Origin of the sequence: Herpetosiphon gulosus (genome assembly GCF_039545135.1) — a bacterium.
GTDB lineage: Bacteria > Chloroflexota > Chloroflexia > Chloroflexales > Herpetosiphonaceae > Herpetosiphon > Herpetosiphon gulosus.
Map to the genome: position 1 here is coordinate 1 of NZ_BAABRU010000031.1, position 21,361 is coordinate 21,361.

The window sequence follows — 21,361 nt, forward strand, 5'->3', positions numbered from 1 at the left end:
CACATCAGAAAATGGTATACTGGGCATTGACGGAACTCCTGTTGATGGTTGGTAAGCACATCCATCGTGGGACTTCCGTCTTGCTTTGTCAAGGGATTTTTTCGTTATCACTCACATCAGGCGTATATATCTAAAAATCAAGAATCTAGACTTAATTCGTAACCAACAATAATACTTCTATAAATAGACCAGTTTTTTCATTCTAAGGAGGGCTGGCTCAATGATTAGCTTAAAAACACTTCAAGAAGAACGAGCGATGTATCTGAAACATTTTGCTCTATTGAGCAAACAAATTGCCTCTGCTGGAGGTGATATGCGAGCTAACACTAAAAATATAATTCAACGTGATGAAATAAGGGAAAAGATCGATGAATTAGACAAACAAATTCAAGAATTAATTAATACTCAGAATAAAATTGTTCAATCTGCTGAAGGCCATCCCTCATTTTGTTTGGCAATTGATGCCAATCCGCTGCTTGATGGACTGGCTTTGCATTTACAATTACGTGGTTTGCGAATTACCCGGATTCGTGAACGATCGTCATTTCAGGCTAAAACACCGTTTCCAGTAGCGGCGGCAATCATGTATTGTGAATCGCTTGACAGTGGCTATGCTGCCCAGCGTCCTTATCACGAATACCTTGAGCAATCCACAAACCATCTGCTGTATTTAATTGGTGGTAGTTATCCAGCAGATGCGATGATTACGACATTTGGTACTCGTTTAGGCCAAACTCGCATGCTTGATAACGCACTTGCTCCTGCCCAATTAGCCAAAATAGTGCTGGCGACCGTGCTTGGGCCAATTCTGCAATCCCGTGATGCCGCAACCAGTTTAGCAATTGATATTTTTAGCTATGAACGTGCAGAATATGCCCAGCCTGCGCTTTTATGTATTGATACCCGTAAGCTTGGCTTTGAGCCTGCCGATTGGGCCGCACTCATGCAGGCCTTCTACGATCTCCGTGAAGTATTAAATGCCTCAGCAGCTAAGCGGCTGGCGGTACGACCGATGAATAGTCGTTTGTCGGTGGCGATGGCCTTTGGGGCAGTTTTTTCCAGTTCGGCTAATTTTGAAGTACGGGTTGCCTATGAACGACGTGGCCAAACGTCAGTCGATGCGCAAACCCTTGAATGGTGGCGTAATCATAATAATCCAAATCCTGAAAGCCTGCCAATAATCGAACTGCCAATAATTAGCGAAGTTAATCAAGAGGCGGTTGTTGGTTTAAGTATTACTCGTGATGTAAAAATTGCAGTCCAAGCATATTTTGGGTCTCAACAACCTCCGCAACTGCTATTTTTTGGCTATAGCGTGCTTGAGCCTGGAATCAATGCCGTTCCTACTGGCGACGAAGGTCGAGCCGCTTCGGCGATTGCCAACCAATTTGGGCACTTATTACGCACTCACCGCGATAGGATGTTACGCCGTACTTGGGATTTCTTCTATGCCTTGCCAGTCTCTTTAGCGGTCTTAGTTGGCCAAGAATTAAATGCCTGCACGCCGATTCAATGTTATGAATTTATGAATGATCGTAATCCGGCTGAATATATTCCTTCGTGCTTGATTAAGCAAAATTAGCAGTTTATACCAAAAGGAGTATTGATGACCGAGGCAGCCCATCTTCAAGAACAATTGATTATTTATCAGCAACAATTGAATCGGCTCGATCAGCAGATCGCCAATTTTGGCGGCAGGCGTTCGGCTCCATTGCATTTAATCAGTCAACATGAAGCGCTTGCTCAACAAATTCACGATTTGCAGGCTCAATTACCAACCGCTAGCATAAACCCAAGCCAGCAATTGCAGCATGCCCAAAGCGTATTAGCAACCTATCAGCAGCAATTACAACGTTTGGAGTTGCAAATTGCGCATGCTGGTGGTCGTCAACGTGCCCTTTTAGACTTGCTCAGCCAGCATGAAGCCACGACCCGTCAGATCAACGAGCTTGAAGCAACAATTGCCCAACTTGCTACTCCATAGTAAAAGCCTAGCCCGCAGATCAAACCATGATCTGCGGGCTGTTGGTTACTTGGGGCTAATTGTCCAATCGCCATCGGCCTGCACATCCCACAGGCATGGGCCTTCAGAAAATTTGACAATTGCTGAGCCATCAACCGTGCCAATCTCGTTTTGGGCGTAATCCATGCCACCTTGGCACGTGACTTGGACGATAAAGTTGCTATCACCGTTGTGAGTGAAATTGAATGGAATTGGCCCTTCTTGGTTAGGCATAAACAGACCACTGACCTGATCGCCAGTGCCGCTTAGGCCATCGGCGGCGGCAGCTTCCAAGCCAATTGGCACGATTTCGGCTGTCCACGCGCCATCGGCATCAATCTCCAAAAATGTACTGCTATCGCCATATAACACCCGCGAACCAGCATAGCGCCCAATTTCGTTGACCAAATAACTTTCATCACCTTCGTCGTTATAGGCTTTGATAATAAAGTTACGTCGCCCAGAATGAGTTAATTTAATGATGCTGACTGCACTGGGCGGCATAAATGCATCAGTCACAGTTTGGCCCACACCGCTCAGTACAACTGGCTCGGGAATTGGCGTGGCTGTCGCGGTTGGCCGTGGTGTGAGGGTTGGCTTGGGTTTGGCGGTCGGGCGTGGCGTGTTGGTCGGGCGCGGCGTGCGAGTCGGTTTGGCTGTTGGCTCGTCGGTTGGTTCGGCTTGGGCTACTTGAGCCACACTTGCCGCCGATTCGATTTGCTGCCCAGTTGTTTGACCGCAAGCCAGCAACAGCAGGCTAATCAGCATAAAACCAAGAAAACGTTGCATCGATGAACTCCTTCAATACTTCAATGTGTTGTTGGAGTTACTTTAGCAACGCCTTAGTGCACAAATGTGGATTTACTCTTTGCGATAGACAAATTGGTTATGCCAATTAAGTGCAACAGGATCAGGACACAAATGCGCTTGCTTGGGCAATTGGATGGCTTGGCGAGCGAAGGCGAGCAGCGCTTGGTTGGCAGATGGTTGATCATCAACCAAGGGCGAAATTTGAACTTTGTAGATTGGCGTGATCGTCAATAAGCCCTGATCGAATACCCAATGATGTAAGCCACACAACGCAACTCCATTGCGCGGATCATCGTTATAACTCCGGCTCCACGGAATGATATGAGCCGCCTCGGCTGCGCTCCTACCTTCGGGAGTAATAATGCGAATGCCACAAATGGCACAGCAATAATCATAACTAGGTACGACAATTTGGCGAAATGCGCTGGAACGTACTTCAACTTGGTATGGCGCATCGGTTGCGGGGATTTCGCGAAACTTACGCTGGCTTTGCTGGAGCAACAGTTTACTATAGTCGAAAATTTCAGTATTGATTTGGGCGATCATACCTAAGGCTGGCCATAATTCTGGCGTAAAATAATGCTGAACTAAAGTTTGACAAAGTTGATTGCGCGTAGTGGGCTGTTGCAGTAATTCAAATAATGCTTGATCAAGGGTCGCACCAACTACAAGCTGATTTAATTGGCCGATCGTTTTGATATCTTTTGTCGCCGCCAAGCGTTGCTGCATACCCGGTTGTGCTTGCAAATGCCAAAAACCCTCACTCTTAAGGTAGAAAAAGGGCTGAATCGGATTGGCAAACTTTGTTAAACCGAAAATAATGCGCCAATATCGGTCAAAGGTTTCAAGCAAAAGCTCTGAATACTCGATAAAATTATAAGTGAGTGTGCCAACGGCAATCAGATCGCTAACCGCAAGCAGCATCAATGGTTTATAGGGTGCACGAAAGTGGGTGCTTTCGGGCCAAGCTTGTGATGGCGATAGTTTAAGTTTTTCGAAGGCCTGCTGATACTGTTCAAGCATACATACTCCCAAAGCTCTAAAATCTCTATTTGAGGAATCACTATGCAGATTGAAGTGCAGATTGTCAATGCTTTTGTTGATGGCGAAGTTGGCGGCAATCCGGCTGGGGTGGTGTTGCAAGCCGATGGACTGAGTAGCGAGCAGAAATTGGCCGTCGCCCAGCAGGTTGGTTTATCCGAAACCGCCTTTGTGAGCAAGTCGGATGTGGCGACAATTAAGCTGGAATTTTTTACCCCAACCCGCCAAATTGCCCATTGTGGGCATGCCACGATTGCTACATTTAGTTTATTACGTCAACTAGGTTTAGTGCCAACTGGTCAGCTCGCCAAAGAAACCATTGATGGTTTACGCGAAATTATTGTGGCTGATGATCAGGCCTTTATGCAACAGCTTGCCCCACGTTATCAACCCTTTGCGCTCGCTGATCCAATCACCCAACAGGCTTGGCAATCGCTCAACATCAGCAGCGGCGATTTGTTGAATGGCACTGTGCCAACCTTGGTCAATACGGGCAATAGCTTTTTGATTATTGGGCTGGCGAGTGAGCAAACGCTGGCGGAATTGCAGCCCAATTATGCCCAAATTCAGCAAATCAGTGAACAACTCGATTTGATTGGCTATTATGTGTTTACGCCTGCTACCAAGCAAGCTGGCCGTTCGGCTGGCACCCGCATGTTTGCGCCGCGCTATGGCATTCGTGAGGAAGCTGGCACAGGTATGGCGGCTGGCCCGTTGGCTTGTTATTTGCACGATCAACTGGGTGTACAGCAAACCAGCTTTTTAATCGAGCAAGGTTGGCTGATGCAACCAGCCTCTCCCAGCGTCATCGAGGTGCAACTCAAGCTGGTTGATGGGGCAATTCAGAGCTTGTTGGCTGGTGGTCGGGCTAAAGTGATGCAAACCTTGCAGGTTGGACTATAACAAGCATTATTCAAGTAATTTTTTGAGTAATGCATGCTGTTCTTCATACAACGCAATCGCTTGACGAATTAACGCATCAGCGTAGCCTTGCAAAATCTGTGTAAATAAAATTAGTAATAACGCTATGGTCATAGTTGCGGTTGCAAGTGGATGCACTTTTTGAACGACAACTGGCCCAAACGTGATCAGAATTGTAATAATAATGAGTGTCGAGGCAGTTTTAGTTCCTACAATTGATGCTTCTAACGCGGTAATATCCTTAAGGGTTGTTAGTTGATAGGCTTGAATGTTTGTTTGCTGAAAATGTTTAGTGATCAAGAAGAGGATATAGGCTTTCTTGTCTGTATAAAGTATGGTTTCAAAGAACGTAAAGAAGGATAACATTCCAACAAAAATGATGCTTGCAGCTATCATTTTAACCAAGAATAATCCATCCATTGAAATACTAACTATTATGGTGAATAAAAATAAGGCTATTCCTATCAATAAATTTTTACGTAAATACTGACGCATTATAATTCTACCAACAATTGAATAGATATTATTAATCGAATAATCTTCAATTCGTTTTCGAATATAGCGATCTGTAATATCGTTCATTTTTAATACCTAAGATATAGTTACCTATGACAAAAGGATTATATTTTGGTATTTGCACACCAATGATAACGCACTGGCTTATTGATTTTTACAACGTAGCCAGCCTCGATCGCGCGTTTGAGCCATTCGCTAACTTGGGGCTTGGTTAATTGTAGGCTTTGCATTATTTGTTCAATGGTTAATGGAGTTTTGGCTGTTTGCTCAAGGTAATCGAGAAATAGCTGATAGAAATTAATTGTTACTGGCAGATCGGTGATTGCTGGTTTGGCTACAATAGGCGCTGGGTTGGATTCAACAGGAAGCAAATCAAATAAACTTAGCGGAGCTGCTTCAAGCATCACAGGGTGGTTGATCAGTTGGCTCAAATCGGCGATTGGTTCGACTAAGGTTTGCGCTCCTTGTTTGAGCAAGGCGGCATTGCCACTGCTGGCGGCAGCGTTTGGTTTGACCCAGAGCGGAACCCATTGAGCTTTGAGATTTTCGAGTGCTCCATGCCAAGTGCCACCTTTATTGGGGGTGCTATTGACCACAATCGCCGCATCGGCCAAACAATAGATGTATTTGTTGCGACCCATTGCGTTGCCCACATCGAAGCCAGCCTCAGGATTAAACGGCGAAACTAAAACCAGTTGGTGCTGTTGTAGTGCTTGGCGATAAGTTGCGGCTAGGCTCGTTTTCAACAAACTATCGGCTAAAATGCCAACCACTTGGCCATTTGCTGCCAATCCAGCCTGCATCACCGCTTGATCAACCCCGCGTGCGCCTCCAGAAACGACAACTGCTCCGTGGTTGGCGAGGGTTGTGCCAAGCTGGGCAGTCCATTCAAGCTCGGCAGCAGTGCTATGCCGCGAACCAACCACGGCAATGCCCCCAGTATTTAATAGCTCAGAATTGCCACAGCCAAATAGCACTGGTGGCGCGAGTTGCTTGAGCCGTTGTTTTAACTGTTGAGGATAGCGCGGATCTGAGCGAATAATCACCCAAATTCCCGCTCGTTGCCATTTCTCCAAGGCAAAACCGAGGGCTGCTGCGCGATCAAGCAGCCGTTGAATCCGCTCAAGGCTGATATTTGGATCGCTCCATTCGCTCAAAAGCTGTGGTAATTGATGGCTTAGGAGCTGTTCTGGCTGGAATTGTTGGCTGCGTAACCATGCTGCGAAGCGACCCCACTCGCTAGTGGTTAATGGCTTAACCTCGGTTTGCTTGCCTAGATGGGTTGTTAGCAACAGAATTGCATGGGTTTGGGCGTTGATTGTCATTCGTCGTCATCACTTGCTGTTGAAGCCAAGGCACAGGGATACACCGCAGTTGCCCCAGCTTCTTTTAATAATTTGGCAACGATGGTCAATGTCCAGCGTGAATCAACAATATCATCAATTAATAACACTGGCTCAGCCTTCCATTCTACTATCTTGAAGGCATTAAGCACATTCATTTGTTGATAAAAAGCATTGTGCTGGGATTTCTGTGGCTCATTATTGCGGATTTTGACAACCGCTGCAAGCCATGGTAAGCCCAGTTTCTGGCCTACTCGTTGGGCAAAATCTTCAACTAAATGGAGATTTCTGGTCGAAGGAATCGATGCAACCCAGGTTGGAAAAGGCTGTGGTTGCCAGCGCTGTTGAATCATTTCTACGAGGGCATCGACTAGATCATCGCGAAAATGGCCTTGCTTTTTATCGTGGCTAACCATTGCGCCCCAACCAGCATGGCCCCAACGGGCTAAAACCCGACCTGGTTCTGCTCGCAAATGCTCAGGAAGGCTTGCCAGTTGGCGATAGGCACTTGGAATATTGGGAGCAGCAATTTTTCTTGGTTCTAATACTTGTTCCGAGTGCCGGAGAAACCGCGCTGCTTGGTTGATTAAATTGGGTGATGGCTGATTGCCCAATAATCTGCCACGACAGTTGGCACAGCGCCCACAATCATTACTTTGTGCATCATCAAGGGCTTCAGCCAAATGGCGCATCAAGCAGTTTGGCGTATCAACATAGGTTTGAATTGCTTGCCATTCTTGGATACGCCGCTGATTCAGGCGCTCGATTTTGGCCTGATCAAGCTGATAGTTGCTGGCGTTGATTGTTGTATACCATTTTTTTTGATTGTAGATGACTGGTGGTTTGGCTTCCACCGACAAAAATTTTAGAGCATGCTCCAGTTTGCCTCGACGTATATTAATTTTTTGAAGAATCTGATTCAATTTTGCCCCGTCATGCTGATTGATCTCGTGTAAAACTGCCGCAATTGTGGCTTGGCTCGGAAAAGCCTCACGCCGAAAATATTCATGAATTGCTGCATCTTCTTCGCCAGCAAGCAAAATACCATAGGCTTGTTCAATGGCGCGGCCAGCCCGCCCAACTTGCTGATAGTAGGCAATAATCGAGCTGGGCGCTTGATAATGAATTACAAATCCCAAATCTGGCTTATCGTAGCCCATTCCCAAGGCGCTGGTTGCCACCAAAACTTTGATTTGATTTTGGGCTAAACGTTTTTCAAAATTGGCGCGAGTCTCTGCATCTAACCCAGCATGATAAGCACAAGCACTAAGCTTGTGTTGATTAAGCCAAGTCGTAACGTGCTCAGTATCGGCGTGAGTTAGGGTATAGATAATGCCTGTGCCCGGTAATTGAGGCAAGTAGTGGGCCAACCATGCCAAGCGGCTCGCAGCATCAGGCAAGCGAATGGTTTGCAAACTCAGGCTTTCACGCATCAAAGGGCCACGTTCAACCACAAAATTCCCTAAATGTTGGCGAATATCATCAATTACGCGCTGGTTGGCAGTGGCAGTCGTGGCTAAAATTGGCAAATTTTTTGGCATTACTTGGAGTGTTTGAACAATGCGGCGATAGTCGGGGCGAAAATCATGGCCCCAATCAGAAATACAATGGGCCTCATCAATCACCAACAAGCCAATTTGCTGACTAATTGGCAACAGCACCTCTTCCATAAAGGCTTCATTGGCAAAACGCTCAGGGGCAATCAACAATACATCAACTTGATTTTGGCGCACACTGGTCTTTATGGTGACCCAATCGTCGGGATTGCTTGAATTAATACTGACGGCAGTTAAGCCAAAGCGTTGAGCGGCTTCAATTTGATTGTGAATTAATGCTAATAAGGGTGAAATAATCAGGGTCATTTTGCCACGTTGCTGGCGGATATGTTGGGCTGCGATAAAATAGACCCAGCTTTTGCCCCAACCTGTGCGCTGCACCACCAGCAGTTGTTGATTGTCATTAATCAGCCGATCGATTGCCGACCATTGCCCATCACGAAAGCTGGCAGTAGGGTTATTTAATGATCGCCGTAGTTGCTCAAGTGCTCCATCGTAGCTTAACTCCGCAGTAATGTGCATTAACAGTGCTCCAATCTCAAGTGATAACAATCCGTTACAGCGGCATTAGTATACAAGAGATTGCAGCATCTAGTTAATCGGATTTAGTTTAGAACTTGGCAGTTTGCATCAGGCTAATAATGTCGTCGATGGTTTGGCTTGCGCCAGTTTGTTTGAGGTTTGCCAAGCGTTCATTACCTAGTATGGTGCTTAATTCAGTTTCGAGCATCGTTTGCTGGCGCTCGTCATACCACAGCGGGGTTAATTGCAATTCGCTGAACAATGCACTGGCATAGCCCCAAGCGAGTGCCGCTGCTTCAGCCAAACCTGCTTTGAGCAAGATTTCGCTGGCAGTTTTGGCTCCAACCAACATGCCAATTTTGGCTTGGGCATTCTTGCGTAAAATCAACGCTTCAACCAGGCAATCCCGCGCTCGCTCGAAGCGACCTTGGCCACCTAAACAAGCAGCTAAGTTGGTCAGAAAATAGCCCAAACCATTGTAATCACGATTATCACGACAAAGCGCTAAGCCCTCTTCTAGCAAGGGTTCGGCCTCAGCATAACGATATTCGAGAATTTCAATCAAGGCCAAGTTGCTCAGCGGCATGGTCAGATTGAAGGGATTATTGGCTGGGCGGAATAATGCTAAAACTTCAGCATAAATTTGGCGTGCTGCCGCCAAATTACCGCGATCAATCTCAACCAAGCCCAAATTGTTGAGCGTAATTCCCAGCATGGTTTGATCATCGAGGGTGCGATAGATCGCCAAGGCTTGCTCAAAATAGGCGCTGGCTGGTTGATGCAAGCCTTGTTCATAGGCCACCAAGCCCATCGTATTGAGGAGCCGAGCAGTTTCGGCTTGGTTGGTTGATTCGATTGCTAAGGCTGCTTCAAGATAGTGTTTGGCTTCTTGATAGCAGCTTTGCGACCAAGCCATACCTGCCGCAGCACCCAATGCTGGCCGAACAATTGTGGGTTCGGCATTAGCTTGATGTTCTAATGCGGCGGTGATCCAGCGGCGGCCTTCAGTGAGGTAGCCTTGGCGTACCCAAAACATGACCAAATTGCTGCTTAATTGCAAGGCTAAGTTGGCTTCGTTATGGCTCAAAGCCCATTGAATCGCTGAACGAATATTGTGAATTTCGCTGAGCAACCGATTTGTCCAGTATTCATGCTTGGAGCCGCCCAACTCAGCTTTGGCGGTTATGCTCAAATCACGGTAATACTGCGCGTGATACAGATCGATCTGATGGGCTTCTTTGCGTTTGCGCAAACGCTGGTGGGCATATTCACGCACTGCATCAAGCATAATGTAGCGTGCTTGCTGGCCGGGCATGGTTTCTTCCAAGAGCAAATGTTTTTGCTTCAAGCTGGTAATGCCAGTATCAACAGCGGTCGCGAATTCGCCAACTGTTTGATAGAGCGCCATCACTGCATCGTTGGAGCAACCGCCAATAAACGCGCCCAAGCGGCTAAATAAGGTTTGTTGCGGCGCTGACAAACGGCTGAAACACCAATCAAGCACTGGGTAGAGCACATGGTGGCGGGCTGGTTTGGCAATCGTTGCGCCTCGGCCAAGCGCCAAATAATTGCGCACGAGCAATAGCAAATCGGTCGGCGAGAGCGCCGAACTATGGGCAGCAATTAATTCAATCGCCAAGGGCAAGCCATGTAGTAGCCGACAAATTTCGACCACAGCCTTGGCTTGAGTATCGGTCAAAACAAAGCGCGGCTGAATCGCCTGCATGCGATCAACAAACAAGGCAATCGCTGAATATTCTAATAACTGGTTGGCTGGTAAATTGGACTGCTCGGGCACTTCGAGTGGTGGTACGCTAAACTCATATTCATCAGCCAAGCCCAACGCAACTTGGCTCGTTACCATAAATTGAGCTTGATCAGTGCGTTCGATCAGCAATTTAAGTTCATCAGCAGCGCGTTTGACCTGCTCGAAATTATCGAGAATTAACAGCACCCGCTTGCCGCGCAGAAAATTCACCACGCTATCGAGCAACGATTGATTGGCTGTTTCATGCACGCCCAAGGTATGGGCAATGGTTGGTAGCACAAATACCGCATCATCAACTGGCGCTAAATTGATAAAATAGCAACCATCAGTAAAACTATCGCGGATAGTTTCGGTAGCTTCAAGCCCCAGCCGGGTTTTGCCAGTGCCACTCGCGCCGATCAAGCTCACAAGCCGATGCGCTTGCTCTTGAAAGAGGGCAGCTAAGGCAGCAACCACACGGTTTCGGCCAATTAAGCGGGTCGAATACTGGGGAAGATGATGCATGGCAAACTCCAGTATGCTAATGTGGGGTATCGGGCAGGCTGTAGTCAGCATTGATGAGTCGTTGGACTGATGATTGATGGCAAGCTCGGGTATTTAATTATACCGCGAGAATTGCCAAAATTCATGGCGAATTTTCGGTACTATCTAGTTACTGAACTGAAATAGGGGCAAAATGGGATCACATGCAGAGGTTTTTATATTTTATTATCGGGCTTGTTGCTAAAAACATCGGGCGGGTGCTATCAGTCGATTGCACCCGCCCGTGTTTGCTGTGTGGAGAGGTCTGGCATAAGGGAAACCGTGCAGCCTGCAAAAAAGATACGGCTCTTGATCCAGATTCTCGAAAGATCCCCCCAAGGGGTGATAAAATAGGCCTAACCTGCTGGTTTTAAGGGCGTGCCCCCAAGGTTACCTCGATCGTTTGCTCTTCATCCCCCCGAATGATCGTCAAAATGACCTTATCGCCAACCCGCGAATCGTTGATATGAGCAATCAGATCGTCGCTTGAGCGAATAATCTCGCCGTTGAAGGCGGTCACGATGTCGCTATCAATAATTAATGCAGAACCTTCAACTTGAATGCTCGTTGTGCCCAAGCGAATTCCAGCTTGATCAGCGGGGCCATCGACAACCACATTGGTGACCAACGCGCCTTGGCTGACTGGTAATTTCAATTCTTGAGCCAATTGGGCGCTGATTGTTAGCATGCTCACGCCAAGGTAGGCTGAATCGTGTTTGCCAGTTTTAATCAAATCATCAACAATAATTTTAACTGTGTTGGCAGGCACTGCATAGCCAACTCCGGCAAAGGCTGGGGCAGCGGTTGGGTCACTCACCCGAATCGCGGTGTTGATCCCAATCACTTCGCCTTTACTATTGAGCAATGGCCCGCCGCTATTGCCTGGGTTGATTGCTGCATCGGTCTGAATAATTCGGCTGATGCGAAATTGACCACCATTAGCAAGGGTACGACCTGGCAACGAACGCCCTTCGACTGCGCTAACAATCCCCAAGGTCATAGTATTTTGCAAGCCAAACGGATTGCCAATTGCAATCGTATCTTGCCCAACTTGAACTTCGCGAGAGTTGCCAAACACCATCGGCACAATCTCGCCCACGGCTGCGGCATCAACCTTAATCACCGCAACATCGTTATCTTCATCGGCACCGCGCAGGGTGGCTGGCACTTGGCGGCCATCAGCAAAGGTGACGAAAATGCGGGTTGCACCTTCGATTACATGGTTATTGGTAGCAATATGGCCTTGATCGTCAACCAAAAAGCCTGAGCCAAGCGCCTCGCCAGTCAGATCGTCACTGCCCTCACCGACAACTTCGGTATCGATGCTGACAACTGCTGGGCCAACTCGTTTATACAAATCGATTCGCGCTTGTTCGTCGCTCAAATCATTGCTTGGGGCTTCGCTCAAGGCACTAACCGGAACTGGCGTTGCTTCAACTGAAAGACTCGAATCACTATTTGAGCTTTCTTCAACTGGAGCAAAAATCCAAATCAACAGGCTTGCCACAATACAAAGACTTAGTGGAATAAGAAATGCTGGAATCAAAATACGCATGCTGCGTTGCTTCATGCAAACCATCCTTTCTGCATAATCACCCGAAGTTGGTGTAGGCTGCATGCTATAATTTTATCGCAAAATCGTTAGCTAGGGGTCAGGGGTTAGGGGTTAGGGTTCAATTAAGGCTAAAATAGCCAATAGCCAATAGCCAATAGCCACAAAATAAAACTATGGCACAATCAAACAGTAATCAAACTCAATTAACTCCACGCCAAGAGCGGCGGTTGGCGCGGGTTGCCCGTCGTCAAGCTCGCCCATGGTGGCTCAAAGCACTCATCCTGCTGGTTGAACTGCTGCTCATTGGCGTATTTTGCGTGCTTGCGGCAGGCTTGGGCGGTTATTGGTATTTTAGCCGTAATCTGCCCTCAATTGATAATTTGGGTACGCATCGCGCCTTTGAAACCACCAAATTATATGCCCGCGATGGCACAACCTTGCTGTATGAAATTTTCGATCCCAATGCAGGTCAGCGCACAGTCGTGCCATTCAGCGCCTTTTCTGAAAACCTAAAACAGGCCACAATTGCGGTCGAAGACAGTAATTTTTATACCAATCCTGGAGTCAATTTGCCCTCGATCGCCCGTGCCGCGCTGGCCAATTTGACTGATCAAGAATCCGGTCAAGGTGGCGCATCAACCATTACCCAGCAATTGGTGCGCAATGTGTTACTCTCGCCCGAAGAACGTAGCCAGCAAACGCCGCAACGGAAAATTCGCGAGGCAATTTTGGCCTATCAAATTAGCCAACGTTACTCCAAAGATCAAATTTTGGCCTTGTATTTGAATGAAATTCCCTATGGCAATAATGCCTATGGCGCTGAGGCTGCTGCCCAAGCCTATTTTGGGGTTAGCGTAAGCGATTTGAGTTTGGCCCAAGCAGCGATGTTGGCTGGCTTGCCTCAATCGCCGTCGCAACTTGATCCGTTAATTAATGCCGATGCAGCCAAAAAACGCCAAGAAATTGTCTTGGCGGCGATGGTTCGCAATGGGGTGATTACGCCGCAACAGGCTGAGCAAGCTTTTGCTGAGGTGTTGTATGTCAAGCCAGCCCAAGTTAATTTAACCGCGCCGCATTTTGTATTTTATGTGCGCGAATTGCTTGAAGCTCGCTACGGCCCTGAATTACTCTACCGCGGCGGATTGCGGGTCACCACCACGCTTGATCCACATTGGCAAGCGGTTGCTCAACAAGAGGTGCAACAGCGAATTAGCGAAATTTCCCAGCAAAATGCTACCAATGGCTCGGTTGTGATGCTTGATCGCAAAACCAACCAAGTGCTGGCGTTGGTTGGTTCAGCCGATTACAACAACACGGCGATTGATGGTCAAGTTAATGTGGCGTTGGCCGAACGGCAACCTGGCTCAGCGCTCAAACCGTTTGTCTATGCAGCAGCCATGCTGCGCGATTGGACTGCCGCCAGCGTGCTGTGGGATGTGCCAACCGAATATCGTTTTGCAGGCGGCGAAGTCTATGCGCCCAAAAATTATGATCGCAGCTTTCACGGCCCAGTTTCAATTCGGGTTGCATTGGCCAATTCATTCAATGTGCCAGCAGTCAAAACCCTCGATCATGTCGGCATTGATGAGTTTTTGCGCCTGATGCAGCGGGTTGGCATCAGCACCTTAGATGATCGCCCACGCTATGGGCTTTCGTTGGCGCTGGGTGGTGGCGAGGTTAAGCTGCTCGAATTGACCACAGCCTACAGCGTTTTTGCCAATGAAGGTAATTATCGGCCCGCTTCGACGATTTTGAAGGTGGTCAATACCCGTGGTGAGGTGCTTGAGGCGTGGAGCGAACCACCAAAACAAGCGGTGCTCGGCCCTGATGGCAATGGCTTAGCCTTTATTATATCGAGCATGCTCAGCGATAACAAAGCCCGCGAATGGATGTTTGGGCCAGATAATGCCATGGAATTACCTAATGATCGGCCTGCAGCGGTCAAAACTGGCACCACCGACGACGACCGCGATAGCTGGACGGTTGGCTATACGCCGAGTGTGGTAATTGGCGCGTGGGTCGGCAATAGCGATAATAGCCCGATGCAAGCAGTCCCAGGCTCGTTTGGCGCGGCGGTAATTTGGAATCGGCTGATGACCAAATATCACGAAGGCTTGCCGATTGAGCAATTTACTCCGCCTTCAAATGTTTCCGAGCATGAAGTCTGTATTCCAACTGGCACCAAGCCATCAGCCGCCTGCCCCAATATTCGCACTGAATATTTTGTCAATGGCACCGAGCCTGTCGAAACCGAAAACGTCTATCGCACGGTGCGGATTGGGCCAAGTGGCGATTGCGTGGCGCTGCCCAATCAGCCAGGCGAAGATCGAGTTTTTGCAATCTATCCCGATGAGGCGGGCAATTGGGGCGAAACTGGCGGCTTAGGCACTCCGCCAACCAAGCCTTGCCCGTTGGTAAATTCGACCAATGCTGGCGGTGCGAATGTGGCAATTGCCTTGATCGAGCCAAGTGATGGAGCGGCATTGGCCTCGCCAATTCGTATTCGCGGCAGTGCTGCAGGCGATTACAGCGTGGCCTGGGGTACTGGCACAAATCCAGGCAGTTGGACGACCATTATCGAAGGCTTTGGCGGCATTTCCAATGGCTTATTGGCAATGTGGAACGCTGATGGCTTGCCTGAGGGAGCCTATAGCCTGCGTTTGTTAGTCAAACAAAGCAACGGCATGAACGAGCAGCGTGTGACAATCTACCTTGATCGAACTACGCCAACGATCTCAATCAATGTGCCAGCCTCGGCCTTGCGCGGCCAACCACTGCAATTCCAAGCCACAGCCCAAGATGATCGTCAGATGGCCAAAGTCGAGTGGACGGTCAATGGCGAAGTTTTTCTGCGTGATCAAGCACCGTATAGTCTTGATTTCAGCCCAACGCAAGCTGGAACCTATCGGGTTGTGGCCACGGCGATCGATCAAGCAGGCAACCGCGCAACCAGCAGTGTCAGTGTCTTGAGCGTTAAATAACGATCCGTTCCCCCACCCCTCGCTCACTGCGGCGGGCGTGAGGTTGCTATAGCGGCTGGTTGCGAGAAAGAAAACAAGTTGTCTTTAATTAGTTTCATATCGAACCAATAATCGTATGGTTCATCAATCAATGCGTGACTACCCCTGATTGTACTTGAGGGGGTGCAGGGGGATTAAAACCCCCTGCGTTTCCCGGCTTGAGGCGGACGGAAGGGTGGTGATCATCAATCAGTGATAAAATCTACCCTTGAAAGGTGAGGTAATCCATGAATTCAAACCAACCAACGAGCAGCAGTTGTTGCCAATTCGGCCAGTGGTTTGCGTTGAATCGTGCAATCGGGCAACGATTCAAGGAATTGTCGCCCATAATTTTTGCTGAGCAAACGCCGATCAAGCACCACTACAATCCCCCGATCATCTTTGGAGCGAATCAAGCGGCCAAAGCCTTGTTTGAAGCGCAAAATCGCTTGCGGCACTGAATATTCAGCAAAAGCATCGACAAAGCCCTCAGATCGCGCCGAAAAAACTGGATCATTCGGCACGCTGAACGGTAGTTTAGTAATCACCAGCACACTCAAGGCATCGCCAACCACATCAACCCCTTCCCAAAACGAAGCTGTGCCCAGCAAAACCGTGCGTGGGTCAGATTTGAAGCGCTGGATCAATGAGCGGCGTGAGCCATCCATGCCTTGGGCCAAGGTCGAAATATCGGCTTGCTCAAGGCTTTCGCTAATGCCATGATAGGTTTGTTTGAGCGAGGCATTGGCGGTAAAGAGCGCCAAAGTGCGCCCGCCAGTTGCTTTGCATAAATTGATCAGGGCATCTTCCATGGCTCGTTGATAATTGCGCTCGTTGGGTTCGGGCATATCGGTTGGCAAGTAGATCAAGGTCGATTTGCTGTAATCAAAGGGCGAATTGAGCTGCATGGTCGTGGTTTGATCTAAACCCAAGCGTTGTTTGGGGTAATCAAAGCTGTTGCTGACCGAAAGCGTCGCCGAAACCAAGATGCTGGCACGTTTTTTCAGCCACAAATCTTCAGTGAGCAACGGCCCAACGTGAATTGGAGCTGCCTGCACTAACAATTCGCGGCGGCGTTGATCGGCGGTCAGCCAGGCCACAGTTTCTTCATTGCCATAAATCACCACATCGAATTGGCGTTGCAATTCAGTGCAGGCATTGACCATGCCCTTGACCCGCATCACCAAATCGTCGTAGCCATTGATATCGCGGCCTTCGAGATTATCCAAGATTGCTTGGAGCTTGCCAAAGCCATCGCCCAGCTTGCGCAAATTGATGCTCAAATTTTCCCATGTTTGCTCAACTTGGGTCCATTCAGCGTGGCGGCGCACTTTGCTGGTAATCCGCAACTGAGGATCGTATTGGGTGACGCTCCGATCTTTGGCCATAATATCGTTGAAAATGCTGAATAATTGTTGTGCTGCTTCGCGGGCTTTATCAACATTTGGCCGCAAATCGGCGCTGAGATCTTCGAGTTTGCGCTGCTCTTTATGATCGACAGTGCTCAAACGGAAGATTTGGGTCCATTCGTTGAGCACGCCACCCGCCAAACGCACACCGCCAGCGCTATGCATATCGTTGAGCAAGCCAGTTAGGCTATGTTGCGAAATCGTAAAACCCAACTGATCGGTCGCCACATCTTCGAGATTATGGGCTTCGTCGATAATTAAATGATCGTAGCGTGGCAAAATCCCAGGCGATTTGACATCCGACATCAGCAAGGCATGATTAGCCACCACGATATGAGCATTTTCGGCCTCAGCGCGGGCTTTGAAGAAGAAACATTCATTATAGAGTGAGCAGCGTTGGCGCAAACATTGGTCAGGATCAACATTGACATTGTTCCAAACTTGTTGCTCGCCCTGAATTAACATCAATTCGGCGCGATCGCCGCTGTTGGTCGAGGGTAGCCAAAGTTGGAGCTTCAACAATCCACGAGTTTGATCTTCGTTGTGGTCGGGGTGAGCACGAAAGGATTCATAGCGCTTCAAACACAGGTAATTGCTGCGGCCTTTGAGTTGTACTGCTCGCAAGGCGGGCCATTGGTCAGGTTGTTCAGCCAACAACGCTTGCACCGTGGGAATATCTTTGGAGCACAGCTGATCTTGGAGGTTGATCGTGTTAGTTGAGATGACCACGCGTTCGCCGCGCTGGCGTGCCCATTGAGCAGCGGGCACGAGGTAAGCCAAACTTTTGCCAGTGCCAGTTGGCGCTTCGATCATCAAGGTATCGCCTTGATTGAGCGCTTCGGCGATCGCCTCAGTCATTTCGATTTGCGGCTGGCGTGGCTCGTAGCCAGGAAACATCCGGCTGAACCCACCGTCTGCGCCAAACATTGCCCCAATTGCTTGGGCATCGAGTTCTTGCTGATTGCCAGTTGGTTCGAGGGCAACGGGGCGCACGAGTGGCTTCGGTTGAAATTCAATCGGCGCTTGCCAGAGCGTTTGTACGCGGCGTTTAGCAATTTCGCCAAACAGTTTGGCCAGCGGCCACTGCAATTTTTGGGTGGTTTGAGCGATGCTATGCAATTCGGCAGCCGATAATTCGGCTAATTTATCGAGCAATGCGCTAAACACCAAGCGACTGGCCTCGGCATCGGCCAAGGCGCGGTGCGCGTCAGGGTGTTGAATTTGCAAATGTTCGGCAATCGTTGAAAGCGAATAATTGGGCAATTGGGGAATTAACAACGTCGCCAAATCAAAGGTATCGTAATGTGGCTGCGTGACTTTTAGCCCTTGTTGTTGCAAAAAGCGCAAATCGTTATCGACTGAATGGCCAATAATTGGATAGCTTTTGAGAAATTTGGCTAATTGGCCACCAATACTATTAAATGTGGGAGCAGTGGTCAATTCATGGGCATCGATGCCAGTTAAACGGGCGATTTTAATCGGCAGCACCTGTTTGGGTTTGACCAAGGTTTGGTAGGTTTCGAGAACCTCGTTGCCTCGAAATTTAACTGCTCCGACTTCAATAATCTCATCGCGCCCTGGTTCTAAACCAGTTGTTTCCAAATCCAAGGCGATATATATCGGTTCCACAGATGCTCCTCGCTAGCAAGCTCGATGTCGCTCAAATGTTTTGCCATTATACCTGTTCTAAGCGGCAAAACAAGTTGATTCGGCCACAATTACCCCATGGCAATCAGCAGCGTGCCGCCCCAACTGGCGGTTTTACGGACGGATACACTGCTGAAACCTTGGGGATTTGGCCGCTAACCACGCCTTCGACTGCTAGTCAAATGGGGATTAAGCTAGGGCTGTGGATAGACATATGCCATCGTCAATGGGAAACTTCGATCAGAGATGGCTTGCAAACCGGAAAATTTGCGCAAGGGCAACCAATGTTCGTTGACGCGCTCTAACAAAAACAGCTCATTATACATTTCGAGCACAATCCGTTGCCCAGACCAATCGGGCGTACTATCACTAAATCCGTCGGCAACCAGTAACGAGTGGCCAATTTTACCTTGGCGGGTGTATGTATTGACGATTGAATTAATTGTTTGATAACGTTTAGTCAGATAGAATTGGCTATCACCTGACCAATCGCCAAATTGGTAGTTAATCGAGGTATCGTGCCATAATTCGGCACCTGTGGCGGTATCGAACATGCGCAGTTTGCCATATTTCAAAGGATATTCACGCTCAAGCAAGGCTACACTCTGGCCGTTGGGAGCTAAATCGACGCGCAAACTGTGATTAAACACGCCCTGGGTGAGCAAATGGCTGGTTTGTTCAAGCACGTTGTAGCTATAAATTTCATCAGCTGTGGACTGACAAATGACGGTGGGCGAACCAACCACATACCAAAGCTGCTTGAGATCAAGCGCTTGCAACAGCATTTGGCCTTGCGTTCGATCATCGGCTAAAGTTTGCCACACCAAATATTCATCGGCTTGCTTGGCTTCACGATAGGTCTTGCCAACAATCGTTAATTGCCGCCCATCCCAGTAAATCGGGGTTAGGAGCGTAGCAGCAGGCAATTCAGCAAACAGCTTAGTTTGACCAGTTTGCAAATCAAGCTCACGACAGCGATTGACCCGCGAATCGGCACTGGCATCAAGATGATAGCTATAGCAGAACGCCACGCTTTGCTTATCGGGCGCACTTATCCCAGCAAAATCACTCAGACTTTTGGCTTCGGCTGGCTCCAAAGCCACGGTAAACGTGATTTGGTTGGTCGGGTCAAAAAATGCCAAATCAGTGCCAGCACGATCAACGAACAGTGGCGGGGCATTATTGCGGATAATCGAATAATTACTTGATTGATCGATCGTTTTAATCCGACCATCATCCCACAATTTGAGCACTTGATCACGCACTATCGCCAAGCCAAGTGGTTGCGGATCGGCGGTTGGGGCAAGTGGAACATCAATATCGCTTTCGAATGGTGGATCAAAAAAACCTGTTGTGCTGTCCAAGGATGCTAACTCAGGATTTTCAATCAACGCCTGGGGCGTTAGATTTGGAATTAATGCAAACCCATCCCAATGCTCTAACCGTTCAGCGAGATTATCATCTGCTCGTAGGCTAATCGCTTGCTTTGAATTAGTCGTCAAATCAATGATTTCCAGCACGCCCGTGCGATGGAGCAGCACTAAACGTTGATCATCGAGAAAGTGAATGCGGTCACTGATATCAGTTTCAACTCCATGTGTGCTATACGCCAGTAATTGACGTTGCCAACTACCGATGGGTTTACCCTCGCGAGCATAGGCCATAATTTGCTGCGATAGATCTGATTCTTCGAAAATTGTGCCAATAATCACTACATAGCCAAGGTTGGGCGAGGCGATGATGCACTCAATCGAACTAACTTGGGGCAAGTTGGTTAATTCGGTTTGGCTGAAGGTTTGCTGCTTAATCAAATCCAATTCAGTCAGCATGCCATCACCAAAAACCAAAGCCCGCTTGCCATCAGGAGCAACTTGGGCAAACTCCAGTTTATCCAGCAATGGTTCGCCAAAAGCCTTGCTCGTTGGGTCAAACGGCCATAACTGGCCATCAGCCAAAAGCCAAGGGCCATTGACAGTTGGCAAAACTTGGGGCTGATCGTTTAACAGCGGGGCTTGATAACGGCGTAACTCCAAGCCACTCCGGCTATCAAGGCCACGCAAACGCACGGTTGCCGGCTGAAACGGATCGGTCGCACGTTGTTTTTCGAGGAGCCAGACCAATTGATTAAATGGATCGCTCACCACATCCAAGATTTTGGTTTCAACATCGGCTTCGCGCTCGGTGATGGGGAGTTGCCACAAACGCCGATTATCACGCAACGAACGGGCTTCGAGCCAATAGAAACTGCGGATAAACAGCATTTCACGTTGCCAATCAATGGTTAGGTCTTCATTGTTTGTGCTAAAGAAGTGCTCAATCCTGCCCCGCGCTTGGACAAGACCAGTACCATTCCACAGCTTGAGTTCATCGTTTACATCAACCAAAAGGAGTTGTTGATCGGCCAAATCGACCGTTGGCAGCGAAGAAATTGGATTATTGGGTGTTGGTTGGGTTGAAATACTCGGAGTAACTATGGTTTCGGCTACGACGGTGGCAGTTAGTAGCGGCGCAGGTGGCTCAGGAGTTTGGGCCACTAACACCATCGCAATTAACAAACCAACTCCGCCGAGTGCTGGCACAACCTGCCAGCGTCGGCCTGAACTACCAATCTTGGCCCGTTGAGAACGCTCTTCCATCATCAAACCTTTCCGTTAGATTGTGATCCACACAGGACACGCAGGGGGATTTGGCTATGGGCTTTTGGCTACTGGCTTTTGAAATTATTGGCATGTCAAAAAACGTTCCAATCG

13 protein-coding genes are annotated in these 21,361 nt (G+C 48.5%); 4 read left to right on the forward strand and 9 right to left on the reverse strand.

The genetic code is table 11. From position 1 onward, the window contains the following. Window positions 1-220 precede the first annotated feature (220 nt). On the forward strand, window positions 221-1,582 hold the full coding sequence (locus tag ABEB26_RS24105; RefSeq protein WP_345724647.1) for an SAVED domain-containing protein: 1,362 nt from the start codon (window positions 221-223) through the stop codon (window positions 1,580-1,582). Between the two features lie 24 nt (window positions 1,583-1,606). Then, window positions 1,607-1,984, forward strand: a complete 378-nt coding sequence (locus ABEB26_RS24110; RefSeq protein WP_345724648.1) for a hypothetical protein — start codon at window positions 1,607-1,609, stop codon at window positions 1,982-1,984. A 45-nt stretch (window positions 1,985-2,029) separates the two neighbouring features. On the opposite strand, the gene ABEB26_RS24115 is transcribed toward ABEB26_RS24110, so the two are convergent. Both ABEB26_RS24115 and ABEB26_RS24120 read right to left on the reverse strand, forming a co-directional pair. Next, entirely contained in the window at window positions 2,030-2,791 is a 762-nt protein-coding gene (locus tag ABEB26_RS24115; protein WP_345724649.1) for a hypothetical protein, read from the reverse strand. 72 nt (window positions 2,792-2,863) lie between these two features. Then, window positions 2,864-3,835, reverse strand: coding sequence for an HNH endonuclease (locus ABEB26_RS24120; protein WP_345724650.1), 972 nt, complete (start codon window positions 3,833-3,835; stop codon window positions 2,864-2,866). A 42-nt stretch (window positions 3,836-3,877) separates the two neighbouring features. Here ABEB26_RS24120 and ABEB26_RS24125 point away from each other — a divergent pair, with 42 nt between their 5' ends. After that, complete coding sequence (locus tag ABEB26_RS24125) at window positions 3,878-4,756, forward strand: PhzF family phenazine biosynthesis protein (RefSeq protein ID WP_345724651.1); 879 nt, start codon at window positions 3,878-3,880, stop codon at window positions 4,754-4,756. 6 nt (window positions 4,757-4,762) lie between these two features. On the opposite strand, the gene ABEB26_RS24130 is transcribed toward ABEB26_RS24125, so the two are convergent. The 5 genes from ABEB26_RS24130 to ABEB26_RS24150 form a co-directional block, all read right to left on the reverse strand. Further along, window positions 4,763-5,356, reverse strand: a complete 594-nt coding sequence (locus ABEB26_RS24130; RefSeq protein WP_345724652.1) for a hypothetical protein — start codon at window positions 5,354-5,356, stop codon at window positions 4,763-4,765. Between the two features lie 38 nt (window positions 5,357-5,394). Continuing rightward, window positions 5,395-6,615 (reverse strand): DNA-processing protein DprA, encoded by a 1,221-nt coding sequence (locus tag ABEB26_RS24135; protein WP_345724653.1) that lies wholly within the window; start codon window positions 6,613-6,615, stop codon window positions 5,395-5,397. Then, the gene (locus ABEB26_RS24140) at window positions 6,612-8,711 is read right to left on the reverse strand and encodes a RecQ family ATP-dependent DNA helicase (RefSeq protein WP_345724654.1); all 2,100 of its coding nucleotides are present in this window, start codon (window positions 8,709-8,711) and stop codon (window positions 6,612-6,614) included. Before ABEB26_RS24140 ends, ABEB26_RS24135 begins: the two co-directional genes overlap by 4 nt. 88 nt (window positions 8,712-8,799) lie before the next feature. Continuing rightward, window positions 8,800-10,983 carry an ATP-binding protein gene (locus ABEB26_RS24145; RefSeq protein ID WP_345724655.1) on the reverse strand — a complete coding sequence of 728 codons (2,184 nt, stop codon included), beginning with the start codon at window positions 10,981-10,983 and terminating at the stop codon, window positions 8,800-8,802. Between the two features lie 388 nt (window positions 10,984-11,371). After that, window positions 11,372-12,571: a S1C family serine protease gene (locus ABEB26_RS24150; RefSeq protein WP_345724656.1), complete on the reverse strand. Its 1,200-nt coding sequence runs from the start codon at window positions 12,569-12,571 to the stop codon at window positions 11,372-11,374. Between the two features lie 158 nt (window positions 12,572-12,729). On the opposite strand from ABEB26_RS24150, the gene ABEB26_RS24155 reads away from it, so the two are divergent. Further along, window positions 12,730-15,537, forward strand: a complete 2,808-nt coding sequence (locus ABEB26_RS24155) for a penicillin-binding protein (protein WP_345724657.1) — start codon at window positions 12,730-12,732, stop codon at window positions 15,535-15,537. A 272-nt stretch (window positions 15,538-15,809) separates the two neighbouring features. On the opposite strand, the gene ABEB26_RS24160 is transcribed toward ABEB26_RS24155, so the two are convergent. Continuing rightward, window positions 15,810-18,593 (reverse strand): helicase C-terminal domain-containing protein, encoded by a 2,784-nt coding sequence (locus ABEB26_RS24160; RefSeq protein ID WP_345724658.1) that lies wholly within the window; start codon window positions 18,591-18,593, stop codon window positions 15,810-15,812. Between the two features lie 212 nt (window positions 18,594-18,805). Beyond that, window positions 18,806-21,247, reverse strand: a complete 2,442-nt coding sequence (locus tag ABEB26_RS24165; protein WP_345724659.1) for a hypothetical protein — start codon at window positions 21,245-21,247, stop codon at window positions 18,806-18,808. Between the last annotated feature and the right edge of the window lie 114 nt (window positions 21,248-21,361).